Consider the following 18995-nt stretch of genomic DNA (forward strand, 5'->3'; position numbering starts at 1 on the left):
ACGACCATCGGATCTCCAGCGGGGAGCGGGTATGACGACGATCTACGACGTAGCGCGTAGGTCGGGGGTGTCTCCGGCGACGGTGTCGCGGGTCCTGAGCGGCCGGCGCAACGTGGACCCGGAGCTGTCCGAGAAGGTCCGCGCCGCCGTCGCGGAACTCGGCTACCGCCCGAACGGCGTCGCTCGTAACCTCCGTAAGTCCTCAACGAACCTGTGGGCCGTCGTCATCTCCGACATCGAGAACCCGTTCTTCACCTCTTTGGTCCGCGGGCTCGAGGACGTGGCGCAGACGGAGGGCTACCACGTCGTACTGTGCAACTCCGACGAGGATCCGGCCAAGGAGGCGGCGTACGCGTCCGCCGTACTGACCGATCAGATGGCGGGCGTGGTGATCTCGCCGACGTCGACCGCGGAGGGTGTGCAGCTGCTCGCGGACGCGAAGATCCCGCTCGTGATGATCGACCGGCGCGTCGAGGGCGTCGAGGCGGACACGGTGCTCGTGGACAACGAGCATGGAGCGTTTGAGGGCGTCAAACACTTGATCGACGGCGGGTATCGGCGGATCGCTTGCATCACCGGCCCGCGCAAGGTGTCGACGGCGATGGATCGTCTCGGTGGATATCGGTCGGCGTTGCGTGCTGGTGGGATCCGCTATGACAAGGATCTCGTGCGGCATGCCGACTTCCGCGAGGCCGGCGGGTACGCCGCAATGGAAAGCCTGCTCGAACTGGCCGACCCGCCTGAGGCCCTGTTCGCCACCAACAACCTGATGACCGTCGGCGCCCTCGAATGCCTGGCCCGCAAAGGCCTCCGCTCCCCCGACGACATCGCCGTAGTCGGCTTCGATGACATCCCCTGGGCCGACCTAGTCGTCCCCAGCCTCACCACCGTCGCCCAACCCACCTACGAACTGGGCCGAACCGCCGGCATGCTCCTGAAAGACCGCACCACCTCCCCCGGCCGCCCACCCTCCACCGTCACCCTCCGCACCGAACTCCACATCCGAGCCACGTCCGCCCCGAAGAAGTAGCGGAACACCCGCCAAAGGACACCGCTCCGCGGCGACTGTTCTTATGGCCGCCTCCGGCGGCGCACGGACCGGACCCATGCGCCAACGTCCTCCCGCCGGACAACCGGGACACCCAGCAACCGCACATCGGACACCGCTCCGCGGCGACTGACTTTTAGCCGCCTACGGCGGCGCGCGGAACCGTGACGACGACGACCGCACTCCCGCCAGCTACTGGGACATCTGGGGAAACGTAGATCCGACACCGCTTCGCGGCGGCTGACCATTTGGCGCCTTCGGCGCGCGCGGAACCGCACCACGAGCGAACGCCCCGCCGCCAGCAACTGTGCTCATGTGACTCCCCAGGTCGGACACCGCTCCACAGCGACTGCGGTTCGGGGCCGCCTCCGGCGGCGAGCGGACCGGGCTGGCCGGTCTTAGTCACGCCAGCGGCGGGCAAGCAGATACTTCCCGCTTGAAGCAGGCGTCGATCACCCGCGCATCCTCCGCTGAGCTGCTATTGAGCAGCGATCCGCGAGACTCAGATGCGAAAGCGAACGACGTCGCTCCACTCCCAGTACAGGCGATCCGCTGCCTCTTCAACGTCGAAGTAGTCCATGATGGCTTCTGCGTCGGCACCGGGCAACACATCGACTGCCACGTGCCGATCACCACTCCACTCGAAGAGCAGTCCCGCCTGCGAAATCCGTGCATCGACTTCCGCCTTGACCGTCCGGATCTGCTCTACATCGAGTTCCGCGATCAACGCTCTCAAGGCTCGACTTCCCGAAGGTTTGACGAGTTCGATCACGGTACTTTCAGCAGACAATCGCACCGTGTCTCGCAAGGCGAGGCCATAGGCCCGGAACGGGATGCAACACAGAACAGCCTGACCGTCGTCGGCCACACGTCGAAGCCAAACCTGCTCCACCTGACCTTCGAACTCGAAGGGAGCAAGATCGACCCTCGCAATGTAATTACTCTCAGCCCGAAGCGCAGGCTCGTCGTGCACGATGAACTTGATCGGATCCACCTCGAAAGACCTTACATCTCAGCTGTTCAAGCGTTCGAAGACCTACGACGATCACTGGCAAACAACGCCAGAGAGGGCCCTCCTGTCACGCGTCCTCGCGCGTCGTGGGGACGTCGAGCGTGTCACTGCCGTCGATGACCACGGTGTGGAATGGAACCTCGCCGCCACCCCACGCGGGGCCAACGGCGAAAGCACCGCTCCAACGGCGTCCGATCTCCTCGAGCCGGCGAAGGAACGTGCTCAGCTCCTCAGGCTCGTCCGATAGGACCTCGCCACCACGCGTGATGATCGTCAGATAGGCGTGCGCGGGCTGACCCTCTAGTTCCTTCATGCATTCATCGAACGCCGCCCAGTTCCAGCCGAAGTACTCGGGGAACGAGAACTCGCGCAGATACTCCCGATAAACGCCCTCGAGCGAGCGCATTCGAGCACCGTCAAGCTGGACGAGCAGCACATCCGCAGTCGCCGCACTCTCAAGGATCGAAGGCAGACTCTCTGCCGCCGCGTGGTGAACCCACGGTCCAGCTGCGCTCGATACGTCCTCCCATGCGGTCACAGCTCCTACCTTATGAACTGTGGTTAGTGATGCCGGAGGCACTGCCGCCAGCACCTGTTGTAACCGCAGTTCCCGTGACGTCGACCCGAATCTATGTCACGACGCTGTACCCGACCGCCCGGATCAACTCCGCGAGCCACACCAGACCGTACGAGGTCGCGTCACTTGGCTGGGCAACGATCGCTTCAGCTCTCTCCAAACACTCGCTGAGCTGACCTACCGTGAAGTCGGACGGCTCATGGGAGACGTCATAGAGCTGATCCGGTGGAATCGCCCAGAAGAAGTCCTTGTCGATGGCAACGGACTCCCCCTCGAGCTGCTCGACATGGTCCAAGAGCACCCGCGCACTCCGCTTCATTGTCGAGATCGGAATGCGGATCTGATCGCTCACGGTCCTCCGTCATCATGGTCGATTGGCCTGCGACATATGTGCAGTTGCCTGCGGGCCGCCTAGATGCCGCAGTGGTGATCAGTTCGCTGGTGTGCGGGGCCTTGGGGTGGGTGGCGTTGAAGCGGGCTTTTTCTGGCGGTTACCACAGGTGTTCATATCGCACCATTTGCGGGTGCGGCTTTGGCTGGTGTCGAAGAAGGCGGCTTGGCAGGTTGGTGAGGCGCAGAGGGCCAGGCGTCCTCTCCTCCGGTCGGAGTCCGCCGGCCACGGCGGGCACGACATGCAGCCCGCAACAGTTGAGCGCGCGGACCACGTGGACGTGTCGACGCAGTCCGCGCGCCGGCGGAGCCGGCCAACCAGACAGCCGCCGCGAAGCGGTGTCCTTTCCTACGGTCGGAGTCCGCCGGCCAGAGCGGACACGACATGCAGCCCGCAACAGTTGAGCGCGCGGACCACGTGGACGTGTCGACGCAGTCCGCGCGCCGGCGGAGCCGGCCAACAAGACAGTCGCCGCGAAGCGGTGTCCTTTGGACGGTGTGCGGTTAGTTGAGGAGTTCTATTTGGGTGAGGGGTGTGGGGGTGGGGAAGGTTAGGCGGTAGTGCTGGAACGTGGTGGGGGTGGGGATGGTGAAGGGGCGGGTTTGGCGGGGCCAGGGGAAGGATTGGTTGGTGCGGGTGTCTAGGACGGTCCAGGTGGTGCCGTCGGGGGAGCCTTCCAGGTGCCAGGAGGTTGGGGCTGGGCCTGTGGAGGGTGAGGTGAGGGTGTACATGGTGGGGGTCGCCGGGGCTGGGAGGGACCAGGTGACGGTCTCGACCTCGGCGGAGGTGGTGGAGGTGTCGTCGAAGAGGGGGTTGTTGGGGTCGCGGGGGATCAGGTCGGTGAGCGGGGTCGGGACGGCGTCGTCGAGGGTTAGGGCCGGTGGGGAGTCCAGGGTGGCCCAGTCTGACGGGGTGGCGCCGAGGGTGAAGTCCAGGTGTTCGGCTGCGGCCAGTTCGGCGGCGGTGATGGATGCGGTGGGCAACGGTTTGCCGTCGACCAGGACGTCTTGGACGTAAGGGTTTTCGGCCCCGGAGGCGGTGACGGTCAAGGGTCGGCCGCCGAGCGGGTTGACCACGACACGCGGGAAGAGTGGAGAGCCGATGGCGTAGTCGGGGGCGCCTACGCGGAGAGGGTAGAGGCCGAGGGCGGCGAAGAGGTACCACGCGGACATCTCGCCGTTGTCCTCGTCGCCGGGGTAGCCCTGGCCGATCTGCTCGCCGACGTACAACCGGTCCAGGACCTCGCGGACGATGGCCTGCGTCTTGTGTGGGGCGCCCGCGTAGTTGTACAGCCAGGCGATGTGGTGGGCCGGCTGATTGCTGAAGCCGAACTGGCCCATCCGGACGGCCTGCGCCTCGACCATCTCGTGGATGACGATCGAGTACGTGCCCTTCTTCGTGGCCAGTTCGGGGGTGGAGAAGAACCCGTCGAGCTTGGCCTCGAGACCGCGACGGCCGCCGTACAGATTGGCGAGACCGCGTGGGTCGTGGGCGACGTGGAAGGCGAAGTTCCAGCCGTCGGTCTCGGTGAAGTCGCCGCCCCACTCCTCGGGGTCGAAGTCGCCGGGTGACTTGGCGAAGGTCCCGTCGGCCAGGCGGCCTTGGAAGAAGTTGACCGCGGGGTCGAAGAGCAGGACATAGTTCAACGACCGCCGGCGCAGGTACTCCGCTTCCTCCAGCAACTGCGAACGCCGATCAGGAAACACCTCAGACAACTGCAACGCCATCGACGCCAGCCCGAAGTCGTTCAGATACGCCTCGAGCGACCACGACACGCTCTCCTCGGTGTCCGTGCTCACATACCCGGCGAAGAACCCGGTCTCCACGCCCTTCCGCCCGACCTCGGGTCGCCTCCGGCGCGACGGTCGCGTTGCGGAGCCCGGCGTCGTACGTCGCCAACGGGTCGACCAACTCGACACCCTTGAGGTAGGCGTCGGCGAACGACACGTCCGAGCTCGTCCCGGTCATACAGTCGGCGTACCCCGGCGACGACCACCGCGCGATCCACCCGCCGTCGCGGTACTGCTGCACGAACCCGTCGATCAGCTCCGCGGTCAACGCCGGGTAGAAGAACGCGTACGCCGGCCACGCCGTCCGGTAGGTGTCCCAGAACCCACTGTTCACATACATCTTGCCGGGCTTCACGACCGCGTTGGTCGAGACATCGGTCGCCAAACCCTCGACGGGCAGCACCGGGCTCGCATACACGTACGACGGCTCGTCAACCGTTCCCGCGTTCTCGAAGTGCGAGTTCGGGTAGAGGTTGAGCCGGTAGAGATTGCCGTAAACAGTCCGCAGCTGCGGCGGCGTCGCGCCCTCGGGCCGCATTACCGCAAGCCGTTCATTCCAAGCAGCGTTGGCCGCCGCCTGGATCTCCTCGAAGCTCCCGCCGAGCTCGAGCGAGAGATTGTGCCGCGCCTGCTCGACCCCGATGAAGGACGTTGCCATCCGCAACGTCACCTCAGGTACGTCGAAGCTCGCCGCCCGCGCGTTCTCCCGCCCGCCGGACGCCTCGCCGAAACCGATCGGTGCGACTGAGAACGTGCCGTAGCAGAACATCCGCGTCCGCCCGGTCTCCGCGCCGTTCTCGACCCAGCCAGTCACCGCGGTCCCGTCGTACGAGAAAGCGCCGTTCTCGTCGATCGTGTCGAAGACCAGGTGCCGCCCCGCCGCGTCGGCCGGGAACGTGAAACGGAAGATCGCGCCGTGGTCGGTCGGGGCGATCTCCGCGCGTACGCCGTTCGCCAGCGCGACCGCGTAGAGATCGGGCCGCGCGACCTCGTCGTCATGGCTGAACGCGACCGCGCGCTCGGCCGGATCACCCAGCGGCTCGGCGGCCGCGACCGGCATGATCGTGAGCTGGTCGCGATCGCCCATCCACGGACTCGGCTGGTGCGAGAACGTGAGGCCCTGCAGCTCGGGACGGTTGTCCGCGTTGTTGGCACGGTGGTACTCGTACGGCCAGCGGTACGTCGACGCGTTGGTCACCGGGGTGAGGAAGTTGAACCCGTTCGGCCAGGCGGTGATCGGAAGGGTGTTGCCGCGGGAGAAGTCGTGACTGGCGTTGGTCCCGCGACGGGTGTCGACGTACGCCGCGAGATCCGACCCGTCCGGCTCCACACCAGCCGGCCCGATCTCGACGTCGTCGATCCACCCCTCGAACTCCCCCGCCCCGGGTGCATCCACCACGAGCAGGACGTCGGCGACCGTCTTCCCCGCAAAAGCAGTCAGATCAACTTGCACGTCGTTCCACTGGTCGGCGTACAGGATCTTCGCCGCACCCTGGCCAGCCGCATCAGCCGGCTTCCCGTACTGGTCCACACCGAAAAACCGAGTCCCGTCCGCGAAAACCAGCTCCACGGCAGCGTACGTCGCGGCGTACATCAGCCCCGCATCAAGCACCGGATAGATCTTGTACCGCAACCGATCCCCCGCCGCGACCACTCCCCCGGCCCCCGGCAGCCCAACCTCCTGCCGCCCACCAGAAGTCCCCGAGTACCGGGTCCCCTCCACGCTGCTGAACCCAGCCCGCGGGCTGGTCGGTCCACCTGGTCCACCACCGGTCTCAATGATCACGGCGCAATGTTACGTATCAGTGCGCCGCCGCGGGAGGAACGTTTCCATCGTGGACGGACTGCTAAACTGACCATCACGAGGCCTTCGATGGCCGCGGAGAGAACGCCAGGTCTGCTGTCAGACCCGCCTGTCAGGTGCGGCGCTCCGGACCATCGAAGGCCTCGTTCCACTTTTCAGAACCCGTCCTCCGGCCACCACGGGTACGCCTTCATCGTGCCCGGCAGCACGATCCCTTCGAACCCGCCGGGGTAGCGGATCTGCGGCCGGACCGCCAGCAGGTGGTGCGCTTCGAAACCGCCGAACTCGTCCGCCTCCAGGGCGGCGCGCAGCATGCCGCAGTACTGATCCGCCGCCTGCAGACCGTCGAGCTGGCCCGGTCCCAGGAACGTTGGCCTGCCTCGCAGCAGGTCCCAAGGAGACTCGGCCGAGTCGCTCGCTCGCAGTTTCTCGAACCAGGCCAGGGTCTCGTCGTGCTTGAAGCCACGCACGTGACCGAAGGTGATCACGACGTCCCGCCGACCTCCGGGCCAGTCGTCGGCAGTGTCCAGGACCTGTTCGAGGACTCGCCCGGCGACGAAGTTGTAGAAGGCAACTTGGTCCGAGATGCCGTCGGCGACGGCGGCCTTCTCGACCAGCACGATGCTCAAGACAACGCCCGGCACCGCGGCGAGCTGCGCTGCGACGAACTGTCTGCGTGGGTAGCGCTTCACGTGCTCGGTCCAGTGCAAAGGCTTGCCTGCGGGAACTGACAGCCGCCGACGGCACTCAGCGATTGCGCGCCTCAGACCCGGGTCGTCCTCGTCGGCGACGACCACGGCCACCATGCCGAAGTACCGCGACGATCTGGACGACAGACCACGGTCGCCGGTCTCGTCCACGTAGGCACGCACCAGCGGCCGTTCGAAGTACATGGAGCGACACCTTAGGTGCCAACGAACCGTCGCAGAGGGCTTCGACCTGCGTCTGTGGATATCTGCCCCGGGATACCCCAGGATGCCCCGATCAATGGGGCGGATCGGGTGGGGTGTTCCCCTTGCGGATCCAGGTGACGTAGTCGCGGGCGGACTCTTCGGGTGGGCGCAGGTGCAAGCCGGCGGTCAGGGCTCGGGTGTTGTCGAGTTGGAAGGTGCCGTCGTTGGTGCCGTTGTGGGGGAGGTGGAAGCGGTCTTCGGTGGGGTGCCAGTCGACGGGTGGAGGGGTGGGTACGGCGGAGCGCCAGGCGTTGGCCAGGTCCGTCATGGTGTGGGTGGGGCCGACGGCGTTGTAGGGGCCGGGGGAACGCTGGACGGTGAGGTGGAGGAGGAAGGCGGCTAGGTCTCGGGCGTCGATGTACTGGATGGGCTGGTCGGGGCGGGCGGCGCACTCGAGGGGTTCGTTGTGGGCCAGGGCCCAGCCCCAGTTGCCGAAGTCGGGGTTGTGGGGGCCGACTACGAAGCCGGAGCGTACGGCGGCGGTGCGGGCGCCGAAGGTGGCTGTGAGCAACGATTCGTTGCGGACCTTGGACGGGCCGTAGAGGTCCATCGTGAAGTGGTCCTCGGGGGCACCGTCCGGCCACGGCAGCAGCGGTGCGTACTCCGTCATGCCGGGGGTCACCTTGCTGGCGTAGACCGCGATCGACGACATGTAGGTGTAGAAGCCGCATCGGTCGCGCAGGACCGAAGCGCTCAGCGAGACGTCCCGGACGAGGAAGCCGGACATGTCGATCACGCCGTCCCACTCGCCCGATGCCAACGCCTCGGGTGCCGCGCGCTCGCCGACGAGACGGCGAGCCCAAGGAAACAATGATGGATTCGTCTGACCACGGTTGAAGAGCGTGACATCGTGGCCGGAGGCAAGCGCTGCCTCGACGACGTGGCGGCCGAGGTTCTTCGTACCGCCGAGGACCAGGAGTTTCACGACAAGGTTCCGACGACGTCCGCGAGTTCGCGGAGCAGACCGTCGATCCAGCCCGACGACTCCGGGATCGTTCGCAGGCCTTCCTCGACGATGAAGTTCAACGCGATCAGGTAGAAGCAACCGCCACCGACCAACATCTGGCGCTCTACCAACGAAGGATTGGTGCCTGCGGCATCGATGTAGCGGGCAACTATCGTAGCGCGGTCGTGGCCGAGGGACTCGGCGTCGCGGACGAGCGTGTAGAGGTCGCTGAGATGCGGTGCCAGGTAGGCGCATGGCCAGTCGATCGCGGTCCAACGTACGCCGTCGGTGACCAGGTTCTTCGGCACGAAGTCACCATGCACGACCCTGACGGGAGCGTCCCGATGCAAAGCGGCCAGCGCCTCGGTCAGCGGGCTGAGGTCGAAGTCGATCCGACCGATCCGGTCCGCCAGTTCCTTCACCCGCTCCGGCGGGAACTCGCTGCGTCCAGGCACCTCCCTCGACCGCATCGTCGCCGCCAACTCAGCAGCGGCCAGAAACCCGTCCGCACTCGGCTCCTGCTCCAACGTCACCCGCCCGACGTCCGCCAGCACCAGCACGCCCGCTTCCGGCGACCGATACCGATGCAGCAACGCAGGCGCCGGCAGCTCGAGCGGTACGACGAAACGCTCGTACGCCGCCGCCTCGTCCGCCTGCCCGTCAGTCCCCCGCTTCACGATCACGCTGCGAAGCCCGTACGACAACCGCCACACCTCCGAGGACCCCCACTGCCGCAGCAGCTCCCCGCTCAACGCACCGACCCCAGGCGCCTTCGTCGCTTCGAGAACCGGATCCGACACAACCTCAAGCCAGGCGGGAAGCATCCGAAGAGTAGACCACGCCACGCGCCGGATCGCCGCCGAATTAGGGTGTAGCCATGACCGAGACTGCCGTGCATGCCTGGGGCTTCGGCCTTGCGACCGTGACGAATGCTGGAGACGTCCTGGACGTCTGGTACCCGGCGCCTGCGCTCGGGGCGCGGCCAGAGGACACCAAGGCGCCGGCCGAGCTGATCGCCGCCGAGGGACACGACGACCTCCGGCAGGTGCGGCGTGAGGTGGTGGCGACCCAGATCGTGCTGGACGACGCCCCGACCGGTACTGCGGACGCGTACCTCCGCCTGCATCTGCTCAGCCACCGCCTGGTCCGCCCGCACGGCGTGAACCTGGACGGCATCTTCGCCGCCCTCCCCAACAACGCGTGGACGTCCCTCGGCCCGGTCCCGGTCGACGAGATCGAGAACGTCCGGCTGCGGGCCCGCGCCGCGGGGCAGCACCTCGGCGTCACCAGCGTCGACAAGTTCCCGCGGATGACGGACTACGTCGTACCGTCCGGTGTCCGGATCGGTGATGCGGACCGGGTCCGGCTGGGTGCGCATCTCGCGGAGGGCACGACGGTCATGCACGAGGGCTTCGTGAACTTCAACGCCGGCACGCTCGGTACGTCGATGGTCGAGGGCCGGATCGTGGCCGGTGTCGTGGTCGACGACGGCAGCGACATCGGCGCGGGCGCGTCGATCATGGGCACCCTGTCCGGCGGCGGCAAGCAGGTCATCTCGATCGGCAAGCGCTGCCTGCTCGGCGCGAATGGCGGGACCGGCATCTCACTCGGCGACGACTGCGTGGTCGAGGCGGGCCTGTACGTGACCGCCGGTACCAAGGTCACCCTCCCGGACGGCACGACGGTGAAGGCCCGCGAGCTGTCCGGGCAGCCCGGCCTGCTGTTCATCCGCAACTCGGTCACCGGCGCGGTCGAGGCCCGGCCGCGCAAGGGCGAGGGCATCACGCTCAACGAGGCACTGCACGCCAACGCCTGACCTGTACGAAAGTATGACTTTGCCAACCAACACAGACCTGCACACGTCAACCAGTTCGTGATCGGCGAACTGGAACCTGTCCCCCGCCCTCGGACGTTGGGAGCGGTATGCCGGTGAAGCGTGGTGCCCTCGTGGCCGTGGGTGCCATTGGCGTGCTCAGCCTCGCGGTCGGCGTCGGTATCGCCTGGCTCGGCGGCAAGCAGGTCGGCAACCTCCTGCCGCCGCGCGAGCAGTGCACAGCGACGGTGAACGGGCAGATGGTCGTGCTCGACTTCGAGCAGGCCGAGGCGGCGGCGATCATCGCGGGCACCGCCGTACGGCGTGGGCTGCCGGCCCGCGCGGCGACGATCGCGCTCGCGACGGCGTACCAGGAGTCCGACCTCCGCAACCTGGCGCACGGGGACCGGGACTCGCTCGGGCTGTTCCAGCAGCGGCCGTCCCAGGGCTGGGGTACGGCGAAGCAGGTGCAGGACCCGTACTACGCGACCGGGAAGTTCTACGACGCGCTGGTGAAGATCAAGAACTACCAGACGCTGGCGATCACGGTCGCCGCGGACAAGGTGCAGCGCAGCGCGTTCCCGACGGCGTACGCCGATCACGAGGCGGACGCCCGGGTCCTGGCGTCGGCTCTGACCGGGCAGTCGAAGAGCGTGTTCAGCTGCACCGTGAACACCGACTCGGTGCCGGTGGAGAAGATCGGGCCCAATGGGCTGACACCGCGGGCGGACGCCGTACGGAAGGACCTGATCCGGACGTTCGGGACGCTGTCGACCGGTGGATACGCCGCTGGTGGGGTGTCGACCGGGCATATGGAGGGGTCGGCGCACTATGACGGGCGGGCAGTGGACGTGTTCGTCCGGCCGATCTCGACCGCGCACACGACGAAGGGGTGGGCGATCGCGCAGTACCTGGTGGCCCGCGCCGACCTGCTGAAGATCAAGACGGTCATCTTCAGCGACAAGATCTGGACGGCCGGCGGGCGGTCGGACAGCGGCTGGCGGGACTACACGCCGCCGGAGCGCTCCGGAGACCCCAAGATCCTCCGCCACCTGGACCACGTCCACGTGGACGTGCTGGACCAATAGAAATGGGACGCCCGCTCGGGGCGTCCCATTTCTGTGATCAGCTGCTTACTCGTCGTGCTCCTGCGGCGGCAGCGCGGCGATGAACGGGTGGTCCTTGTCGATCTTGCCCAGCTTGGACGCACCGCCGGGCGAACCGAGGTCGTTGAAGAAGTCGACGTTCGCGGTGTAGTAGTCCTTCCACTGCTCCGGGGTGTCGTCCTCGTAGTAGATCGCTTCTACCGGGCAGACCGGCTCGCAAGCTCCGCAGTCGACGCACTCGTCGGGGTGGATGTACAGCATCCGGTTGCCCTCGTAGATGCAGTCGACGGGGCACTCCTCGACACAGGCGAGGTCCTTCAGGTCAACACACGGCTGCGCGATGACGTAGGTCACTGCTACTCCTCCTATGGCAGGCAAGCGCAGCGTGGGTTTCGGGGTGCTGCGATGCGGTGATGCTCGTGTCTCTAGTATCACGGTAGTACTTCGCCCACTTTGCCAGGAGTCCGGATCGTGTCAGGCCTCGGCGCCCGTGATATCGGCCACCGTGTCGTCGTCCGGCACCGGATACCGGGCGGTCTGACCGACCTGATCGGCGTATTGCAGGCCGGAGACCCCCAGATCCTGGCTGTCCGGCACGCGGACGGCACGGTGCACGAGATCCCGACGGCGGACGTGACGGCGGCCAAAACGATCCCCGAGATGCCACTGCGCCCGGTGGACGTCGACCAGCTGTTCCTGACCGCGGCGCTGGGTCGCCCGGCAGCGGAGACGGCGTACGTCGGCCACTGGTTGCTGCGGGCATCCGCGGGCTGGACCGGCCGCGGCAACTCGCTCCTCCCCGCCGGCGACCCCGGTATGCCGGTCCCGGACGCCCTCCAGCAGGCCATCGGCTTCTATACCGAGCGCAATCTGCCCGCACAGGCCCAGATCCGCCTCGGCAGTCCCCAGGACGAGCAGATCCGTGCCTGCGGGTGGGTCGACGCGCGCCCGGAGCAGTCCGATGTCCTCGTCATGCACACGACGCTGGACCACGTGAACGCCACGCCTGCCTACGACGTGCAGGTGGCCGACCGGCCGAACGACGCCTGGTACGCAGCTGCCTTCGACAGCCCGGTGCCGGTTGTAGCCCCGCAGGTGCTCGAGGGCGCCGCCAAGGCGGTGTTCGCGTCGGTCAGCCTGGACGGGCAGGTCGTAGCGGTCGGGCGGGGGTCCATGACCGGCCACTGGCTCGGTGTGGACGCGATCCGGGTCTGCTCCGGCTATCGGCGACGAGGGCTCGGTACGGCGATCGTGCAGGGGCTGGCGCGGTGGGCGGGGCCGCACGGCGGGCGGCGTACCTATCTCGAGGTGCTGCTCGAGAACGCCGCCGCCATGGCGACGTACACGCGGCTCGGGTACCGGGAGGCTTACCGGTACCGCTATCTGACCAGTCGGTGAGCCGCAGCGGCCCCGATGAGCGTCAGTACGACGAAACCCGCCACCACCACCTCCAGCGCGCGGCTGGGGTCTGCAGCGAGCGCGGCGTAGGTCGAGCCGGCCAACGCGACGCCGAGCGCTCCAGATAGCTGTGCGTTCGTGGCGACCACTCCGGAGAGGTCAGCGGCGTACTCCGAGGACATGCGCGACGTGACCGCACCGATGAGGGTGTTGGCGCTGATACCGAGCCCCAGCCCGCCAATGCCCAGCAGAGCGAACAGCAACGCGCCGGTACGGCCGCCCAGGACCAGATAGGCCAGCACGGCCACGTAGCCGGCAGTCAGGACCAGACATCCGATAACCGGCATCCACCGCACTCCCCTACGCAGCTTGGGCAGGATCGGGCCGGCCAGACCGAACGCGGCCACCCAGACCACCATGGCGAACCCTGAGTACGCCGGTCCCTTATGCAGCCCGCCCTGGAGGTAGAGGGCGAGTACGAAGAGCAGAGCGAAGTACGTGCCGCTGGTGCACCCGTGGGCGAGCAGACCGGCGCGGACGGAGCGGTCGGCCAGGACCTGGCGCGCCACGAGCGGGCGGCCACCACGCGCCGCCGTACGACGTTCGCCGTACTCGAAGAGCGCTAGGGCAGGCAGGCTGAGCAGGAGACAGAGCCAGGACCAGGTGGGCCAGCCGCGTTCGGAGCCGAGCAGGAGCGGCACGATGACCAGTAGAACCGTTGTGGACAAGGCGAGTACGCCGGTCAGGTCCAGGCGGTCGCGGTGCCCGACAGAATCGACAGGCAGCAGGCGACGACCCGCCACAGCCAGTGCGATACCGATGGGCACGTTGACCAGGAAGATCGGTCGCCAGCCGGTGCCGAAGAGGTCTGCAGCGATCAACACACCACCCAGCAGCTGACCGGCTACTGCGCCCCCGGACAGCGCGATCGAGAAGTACCCGAGCGCCTTGAGTCGGTCACGGCCCTCGAAGTGCAACTGGATGCCGCTGAGCACCTGCGGCACCATCAGCGCCGCACCGGCGCCCTGGACGAAGCGAGCGACGACGAGCAACGTGATTCCGGGAGCGAGGCCGCACAAGGCAGATGCCGCGGTGAAGACGGTCAGGCCGAGCAGGAACGTCCGCCGGTACCCGAGCGACGAGCCGAGCCTCGCCCCGGTGATCAGCAGTACGGCGAACGCGACGACGTACCCGGAGACGACCAGGCCGACCGCACCCTCCGAGGCGTGCAGATCGGCGCCGATCGACGGGCCGGCGACGTTCGCGACCGCGGTGTCGATATTGGCCATGAACTGGCCGGTGAGCAGGACAGCGAGGATCGCGCCCCGATTTCGTGTCTGAGTGATGTGCACGTCGATGGAACGGTGTGAGACCGCCGTGATGTGAGGGGCATTAGGCTCGGGTGCCATGGCGGATCACGTGGTGGAGCGTCCGGAGTACCCCGGGGACTTCGAGGGGACCGTGCATGTCGAGTACAAGCCGCACCCGGACGACGGGGTGGCCGATCCGGGCGAGATCGTCTGGACCTGGGTGCCGTTCGAGGAGGACCACCACAGGGGCAAGGACCGGCCGGTGCTGGTGGTCGGCTCGGACGGCGTCTACCTGCTGGCGCTCATCCTGACCAGCAAGGACCACGACCGCGACGCCGCCGACGAGGCGCGCTGGGGCCGGGTGTGGATGGACATCGGCAGCGGGGCCTGGGACAAGGAGCACCGGCCGAGCGAGATCCGCCTCGACCGGGTGCTACGCATCGACCCGCAGCAGGTCCGCCGCGAAGGTGCCGTGATCGACGAGGAGCTGTTCAACCAGGTGGCCGCTCAGCTCCACCAGCTCCACCGGAGCTAGCCGGCCTGCTCCTCAGGAGCTAGCTGGCCGGCTTCGTCGGTGGCTTGACGCGGCCCGGTGGCGTGGTGGTGCCGCCGGGAGGCGGGGTCGGGATGGTGCCCGGCTTCGGGCCGCAGCGGATGTCGTTTGCGGCGTTGTACTTCGTGGTGAACTGCTCGGTCTTGACCCGAGCGCCGTTCTTCGCGAAGTACCGGAAGATCGTGATGTCGAAGCCGGCGGTCGGCGCCTGCGCCTCGCACCCGGCCGCGGGGTTGTACTGGACGACCGGCTGCCGGAAGTTCGACTTCGCCGACTGCCCGGCGGTGATGTCCCAGACCTTCGTGCCCCAGATGATCACCCGGATGCTGCCCGAGTTCCCCGGGGTCGACGGCTTGAAGATCGTCTGCACCAGGACCCCGTGGCCCGAGTCGTTCAGGAACTTCAGATCGACGTTCGGCCACGCGACCGTCGCCTCCCGCCCGACCGGGTAGCGCGAGATGTAGACGCTGTGCGCCTTGTGCTCGAGAACCTTCAGCCCGGCGAAGAAGGCCGCGTTGAAGGTCGTGGTCGCCGACTGCGAGACGCCGCCGCCGAGGTCCTTCTCGAACTTCCCGCCGCTGATGATGTAGCCCTCGGTGAACCCGTTCTCCTTGGTCCGCTCGCCGACGATCTTGTTCAGGCTGAAGGTCTCGTTCGGCTTCAGCAGCGTCCCGTTGATCTTCCGCGCGGCCGTGCCGATGTTGGTGTTGCGGTACGGCGCGTGCGGGAACTGGGTCTGGAACTCGCCCATCTTCTGGGTGATCCCGAGTGCCGTCGCCTGCTCGGTGGTGAACGTCGCCTTGGTCGGCGTCAGCGGTACGGCGGCCCGCCGCTCGCCGGTCGGCTTCGGCAGGATCGCCAGGATCGCCGCCCCGACCTTGGTCCGGTCAACGACCATGCCGTCGATCGCCGGGACCACCTTCGGCCCGGCGCCGACGATCTGCACCGTCGCGTCCTTCGGTAGCGTCTCCAGCGTCTTGAAGCGTTGCTGGAACAACGGCTCCAGCAGCTTCGTCCGCAGGGACGGGATGACCTGGCCTTCTTGCGCGGTCAGCGTCAGCGCCGGCGCGATCTCGGCCGGCTGCAGCTCGACCGACTTGGAGCCGACGGTCAGCCGGACCGGGCCGGACATGGCCGGCTCGGCGAAGTCCGTGAGCGCCTTCTTGATCGCGTCGGTCCCGGCCTTCGGCTGGGTCACGCCGACCGGCAGGTCCTTCGGATCGCCGTCCGAGGGGTACGCCGCGACCACGGCCGCCGGCGCCTTCGCGGCGTCCAGTTGCAGGCCCGGGGCCGGCTGGTGCGTGACCGGCTCGGTGCCCTTGAACGTGATCGTGCCCTCGGTGGCCGGCCGGTTCACCTGCGCGGCGAGCTTGTCGATGGCGGCCTTGAGCCTCGCGTCGTCCTTCTCGACGACCGGCGCGACCGCGTCCCCGCCGGTGAGCGCGTGCCAGATCCGGGCCGGGGACAGGCTGCGGCCCGCTCCCGCGGCGTCGACGGTGGCGTCCACGTCGACCGTCAGCCCGGCGTCGGCCGGTGCCACGGTGAACTTCGTCTCGCCGGCCTTCAGCGCGATCGGAGCCGCGATCCGGTCCTTCAGACCGGTCTCGAGCTTGGTCTTCGCGGCGTCCTTGGAGAGACCGCCGATCGGGATCCCGAGCACGGTCGTGTCACCGGGAATCTTGTCTCCGGCGAACGCGAACGCCGCCCCGTACCCCACGACGAGCACACCGAGCCCCGCGGCGGCAATGATCCCCGCGAGCTGCTTTCTCCCCACCGGACAGAGTCCTCCTGCTCGAGCCGTGGTCAAGGCACAAGCGCACATCTTACGGGACGCGAGAGGGTCCTCCGACCGCCGGGGCAGCCCCTGGTTGCCCTGCAGTGACGCTCAGTTTCCCGGGAGATTCCGGTAGTGACTGGAGTGGTAGATCAGCGCGCTCGGGTCGGCCGGTTCGCCGGTGCCGAGGCTCAGCACCTCACCCACCACGATCGTGTGGTCGCCCCCGTCGTACGTCGCCCAGGTGCGGCACTCGAGCCACGACAGCGAGCCGTCGACGACCGGGCAGCCCGTCTTCGGGCCGGCCGTCGTCGCGATGCCGTCGAACTGGCTGTACAGATCCCGGCCGGACCGCGCGAACCGCTCCGCGATCTCCCGCTGCGCACCGGACAGCACCGACGCCGCCCAGTACCCGCAATCGAGTACGGCGGCATGCATCCGCACACCCTTGTCCACGCAGACGAGCACCAACGGCGGATCGAGCGACACCGAGGTGAACGCGTTCGCGGTCATGGCATGTGCGACGCCGTCCTGCAGCGTGCTCATGATCGTGATCCCCGACGCGAACCGCCCGAGCGCAGTACGGAACTCCGCAGGCGGGACGCTCCCACTGGGCTCGGATGAGGACACCACTGCAGGTTATGCCTGCCGGAAGGTTGATGCCTCAACCGAGCGTGTGGGAACGGTCACCTCACAGGTCGGCCCGGTGAATCGTCTACAGGCCGGCGAACAGGTCGTGCTCGACGCCGTCGGGGCCGGGTGCCGGGGTGCCCTTGACCAGCCGGTACGGCTCGGAGCCCCAGATCTGGTTGCCGAGGTTGTTCGACAGGGCGAAGAACGGGCCGTCGACGGTGATCTGGGTGGCGTGCGCCTTCATCGCGCTCATCTTGCGGTCGACGAACTGCTCGCCGTCGATCACACAGTCGATCAGGCGGTCGGGGGTGATCATCGGCGGCATCGGGCCGTCCGGGTCCAGGCCCTCGAACGTGGTCTCGTCGCCGGCGTCGCGCAGCATCCGGAGCTGCGAGCGCATCCGGGACTCGGCCATCGCCGTCCAGTAGATCTTCGGGATGTCCCAGGCCGGGCCGAGGTCCTCGCGGTACGACCGGGCGGCGGCGAGGTCGGCGGCGTAGGTCGCGACGCGGTGGGCCTTGATGTGATCGGGGTGGCCGTAGTTGCCCCACTGGTCGTAGGTGACCAGGACCTGCGGCCGGAGCTCGCGGATGATCGGGACCAGATCGTTCGCAGCGGTGACCAGGTCGGCCTGCCAGAAGCTGTCCTTGCGGGTCTCGTGCGGGACGTCGGCGTTGCCCTCGTCGTTGTAGATCATCCCGGTGTCGCGGTATTTGCCAGCGCCGCCGAGGAAGCGGTGGTCGGTGACACCGAGCTCGGCCATCGCGTTGGCGAGCTCACCGATCCGGTGCTCGCCGAGCGCGTCGTCCTGGTCGGAGGCCAGGTGGGCGAGCTCGGGGACGAGGACCTCACCCTCCTCACCGAGGGTGCAGGTGATCAGCGTGACGTGGGCGCCTTCAGCCACGTAGCGCGCCATCGTGGCACCGTTGTTGATGGTTTCGTCGTCCGGGTGGGCGTGCACCAGCATCAGCCGGCGCTCAGCAAGCTCAACCATGCCGAAAGCCTACGTCGGCCGCCGGACAGTTTCCGTTCAGTTCCGCTCAGCCGAAGCGGCGGACCAGCAGGCAGCCGGCCTGGAACCGCGACTTGGCGCCGAGTCCCGCGATCAACGCGCCGATCTCCGCGCGCACTGTCCGCAACGACAGACCCAGTTCCCGCGCGATCGCGGCATCCTTCGCGCCGGTGGACATCATCCGGCCGATCGTGACCTGCCGGCTGGTCAGCTCCTTGACCGCCGCAGGGCTCCGCCGGTGCGACCCGAGCTCGTACACCTCGCAGACGATCTCCGGCGCGAAGTCCTCTCTTCGCACCACGGGAACTGCCGGAAACACCGACATACCTCACTCCTCCCCAGAAGTCTCAGGGCAGGATTCTCGTCTCCGGGTCAGACCACTCACCAGGTACAACCCATACAAACCACCCATACAGTTCCGGTGCGTCACGTTCTGCTGGCGGGGTGCAGTGTGAGTTCCGCCACTCACAACTGCTTGCGCAAGGCCCGTACGAACGGGCGATCGGGCTCCAGCCAGTCGTTCTCGTCGAGCTCGGACGGCGCGAACCAGCGCAGTTCGGAGTGCTCCCGCAGTACCGGATCTCCGGCGACGGCCGTGGCCAGATAGACGTGCAGGCGATAGTCCGCGGAGATGTCCACGCCCGGCCCGAGCGAGTCGCCGACCTTGATCTCCAGGTCGAGCTCCTCGCGGATCTCCCGGACCGCGGCCTGCTCGTCGGTCTCCCCCGGCTCGACCTTGCCGCCCGGGAACTCCCAGCCGCCATCGGGCCGGTACGCCGCCAGCACCAGGCCGTCGCGTACGACGGCGACTCCAACAACTGTCTGCATTGTCGCGACTCTGCCAGAAACTGTCCGCCGCGTCCGACATGATGCCG

19 protein-coding genes and 1 pseudogene are annotated in these 18995 nt (G+C 67.6%); 5 read left to right on the plus strand and 15 right to left on the minus strand.

Translation table 11 applies throughout. From position 1 onward, the window contains the following. The first annotated feature begins 31 nt into the window (after nucleotides 1-31). Nucleotides 32-1030, plus strand: a complete 999-nt coding sequence (locus FDA38_RS34250) for a LacI family DNA-binding transcriptional regulator (protein ID WP_137258316.1) — start codon at nucleotides 32-34, stop codon at nucleotides 1028-1030. Between the two features lie 520 nt (nucleotides 1031-1550). Here the strand turns inward: FDA38_RS34250 and FDA38_RS34255 are convergent. The 8 genes and pseudogenes from FDA38_RS34255 to FDA38_RS34290 form a co-directional block, all read right to left on the minus strand. Next, nucleotides 1551-2042, minus strand: coding sequence for a DUF4265 domain-containing protein (locus FDA38_RS34255; protein WP_137258317.1), 492 nt, complete (start codon nucleotides 2040-2042; stop codon nucleotides 1551-1553). Between the two features lie 85 nt (nucleotides 2043-2127). Further along, a complete protein-coding gene (locus tag FDA38_RS34260; protein WP_325053129.1) occupies nucleotides 2128-2652 on the minus strand; it encodes a barstar family protein in 525 nt (174 codons plus the stop codon). Nucleotides 2653-2689: 37 nt separating this feature from the next. Continuing rightward, a complete protein-coding gene (locus FDA38_RS34265; protein ID WP_137258319.1) occupies nucleotides 2690-2989 on the minus strand; it encodes a hypothetical protein in 300 nt (99 codons plus the stop codon). A 78-nt stretch (nucleotides 2990-3067) separates the two neighbouring features. Then, the gene (locus tag FDA38_RS43505; protein WP_267901775.1) at nucleotides 3068-3271 is read right to left on the minus strand and encodes a CGNR zinc finger domain-containing protein; all 204 of its coding nucleotides are present in this window, start codon (nucleotides 3269-3271) and stop codon (nucleotides 3068-3070) included. A 260-nt stretch (nucleotides 3272-3531) separates the two neighbouring features. Beyond that, nucleotides 3532-6412: pseudogene (locus tag FDA38_RS43725) on the minus strand (GH92 family glycosyl hydrolase). 365 nt (nucleotides 6413-6777) lie between these two features. Beyond that, nucleotides 6778-7515: a DUF3800 domain-containing protein gene (locus FDA38_RS34280; RefSeq protein WP_137258320.1), complete on the minus strand. Its 738-nt coding sequence runs from the start codon at nucleotides 7513-7515 to the stop codon at nucleotides 6778-6780. A gap of 91 nt (nucleotides 7516-7606) precedes the next feature. Beyond that, nucleotides 7607-8500, minus strand: coding sequence for a Rossmann-fold NAD(P)-binding domain-containing protein (locus tag FDA38_RS34285; RefSeq protein ID WP_137258321.1), 894 nt, complete (start codon nucleotides 8498-8500; stop codon nucleotides 7607-7609). Then, nucleotides 8497-9321 (minus strand): phosphotransferase family protein, encoded by an 825-nt coding sequence (locus FDA38_RS34290; protein WP_233715099.1) that lies wholly within the window; start codon nucleotides 9319-9321, stop codon nucleotides 8497-8499. Before FDA38_RS34290 ends, FDA38_RS34285 begins: the two co-directional genes overlap by 4 nt. A 77-nt stretch (nucleotides 9322-9398) precedes the next feature. Between FDA38_RS34290 and dapD the strand changes: the two genes are divergently transcribed. Together dapD and FDA38_RS34300 are read left to right on the plus strand one after the other, a co-directional pair. After that, nucleotides 9399-10337, plus strand: a complete 939-nt coding sequence (gene dapD, locus FDA38_RS34295; protein ID WP_137258323.1) for a 2,3,4,5-tetrahydropyridine-2,6-dicarboxylate N-succinyltransferase — start codon at nucleotides 9399-9401, stop codon at nucleotides 10335-10337. A 137-nt stretch (nucleotides 10338-10474) separates the two neighbouring features. Continuing rightward, nucleotides 10475-11422, plus strand: a complete 948-nt coding sequence (locus FDA38_RS34300) for a hypothetical protein (RefSeq protein ID WP_233715100.1) — start codon at nucleotides 10475-10477, stop codon at nucleotides 11420-11422. A gap of 45 nt (nucleotides 11423-11467) precedes the next feature. Here FDA38_RS34300 and fdxA read toward each other — a convergent pair whose 3' ends face one another. After that, nucleotides 11468-11794 carry a ferredoxin gene (fdxA, locus tag FDA38_RS34305; protein ID WP_012923087.1) on the minus strand — a complete coding sequence of 109 codons (327 nt, stop codon included), beginning with the start codon at nucleotides 11792-11794 and terminating at the stop codon, nucleotides 11468-11470. A gap of 117 nt (nucleotides 11795-11911) precedes the next feature. Here fdxA and FDA38_RS34310 point away from each other — a divergent pair, with 117 nt between their 5' ends. Continuing rightward, nucleotides 11912-12838 (plus strand): GNAT family N-acetyltransferase, encoded by a 927-nt coding sequence (locus FDA38_RS34310; RefSeq protein WP_137258325.1) that lies wholly within the window; start codon nucleotides 11912-11914, stop codon nucleotides 12836-12838. On the opposite strand, the gene FDA38_RS34315 is transcribed toward FDA38_RS34310, so the two are convergent. Next, nucleotides 12820-14190 carry an MFS transporter gene (locus FDA38_RS34315; protein ID WP_233715101.1) on the minus strand — a complete coding sequence of 457 codons (1371 nt, stop codon included), beginning with the start codon at nucleotides 14188-14190 and terminating at the stop codon, nucleotides 12820-12822. The two genes, FDA38_RS34310 and FDA38_RS34315, sit on opposite strands and share 19 nt — an antisense overlap. Before the next feature lie 55 nt (nucleotides 14191-14245). On the opposite strand from FDA38_RS34315, the gene FDA38_RS34320 reads away from it, so the two are divergent. Then, complete coding sequence (locus FDA38_RS34320) at nucleotides 14246-14683, plus strand: type II toxin-antitoxin system PemK/MazF family toxin (RefSeq protein WP_137258327.1); 438 nt, start codon at nucleotides 14246-14248, stop codon at nucleotides 14681-14683. A 19-nt stretch (nucleotides 14684-14702) separates the two neighbouring features. Here FDA38_RS34320 and FDA38_RS34325 read toward each other — a convergent pair whose 3' ends face one another. The 5 genes from FDA38_RS34325 to FDA38_RS34345 all read right to left on the minus strand — a co-directional run bounded on the left by FDA38_RS34325 (nucleotide 14703) and on the right by FDA38_RS34345 (nucleotide 18948). After that, the gene (locus FDA38_RS34325; protein ID WP_137258328.1) at nucleotides 14703-16475 is read right to left on the minus strand and encodes a VanW family protein; all 1773 of its coding nucleotides are present in this window, start codon (nucleotides 16473-16475) and stop codon (nucleotides 14703-14705) included. 111 nt (nucleotides 16476-16586) lie between these two features. After that, nucleotides 16587-17105: a flavin reductase family protein gene (locus FDA38_RS34330; RefSeq protein WP_233715102.1), complete on the minus strand. Its 519-nt coding sequence runs from the start codon at nucleotides 17103-17105 to the stop codon at nucleotides 16587-16589. An 85-nt stretch (nucleotides 17106-17190) separates the two neighbouring features. Beyond that, nucleotides 17191-18102, minus strand: coding sequence for an N-acetyl-1-D-myo-inositol-2-amino-2-deoxy-alpha-D-glucopyranoside deacetylase (gene mshB, locus FDA38_RS34335; RefSeq protein WP_137258329.1), 912 nt, complete (start codon nucleotides 18100-18102; stop codon nucleotides 17191-17193). Nucleotides 18103-18148: 46 nt separating this feature from the next. Beyond that, nucleotides 18149-18445: a LuxR C-terminal-related transcriptional regulator gene (locus FDA38_RS34340; protein WP_137258330.1), complete on the minus strand. Its 297-nt coding sequence runs from the start codon at nucleotides 18443-18445 to the stop codon at nucleotides 18149-18151. 140 nt (nucleotides 18446-18585) lie between these two features. Next, the gene (locus FDA38_RS34345; protein ID WP_137258331.1) at nucleotides 18586-18948 is read right to left on the minus strand and encodes a (deoxy)nucleoside triphosphate pyrophosphohydrolase; all 363 of its coding nucleotides are present in this window, start codon (nucleotides 18946-18948) and stop codon (nucleotides 18586-18588) included. Between the last annotated feature and the right edge of the window lie 47 nt (nucleotides 18949-18995).

This window comes from Kribbella jiaozuonensis, from assembly GCF_005233875.1.
Lineage (GTDB): Bacteria > Actinomycetota > Actinomycetes > Propionibacteriales > Kribbellaceae > Kribbella > Kribbella jiaozuonensis.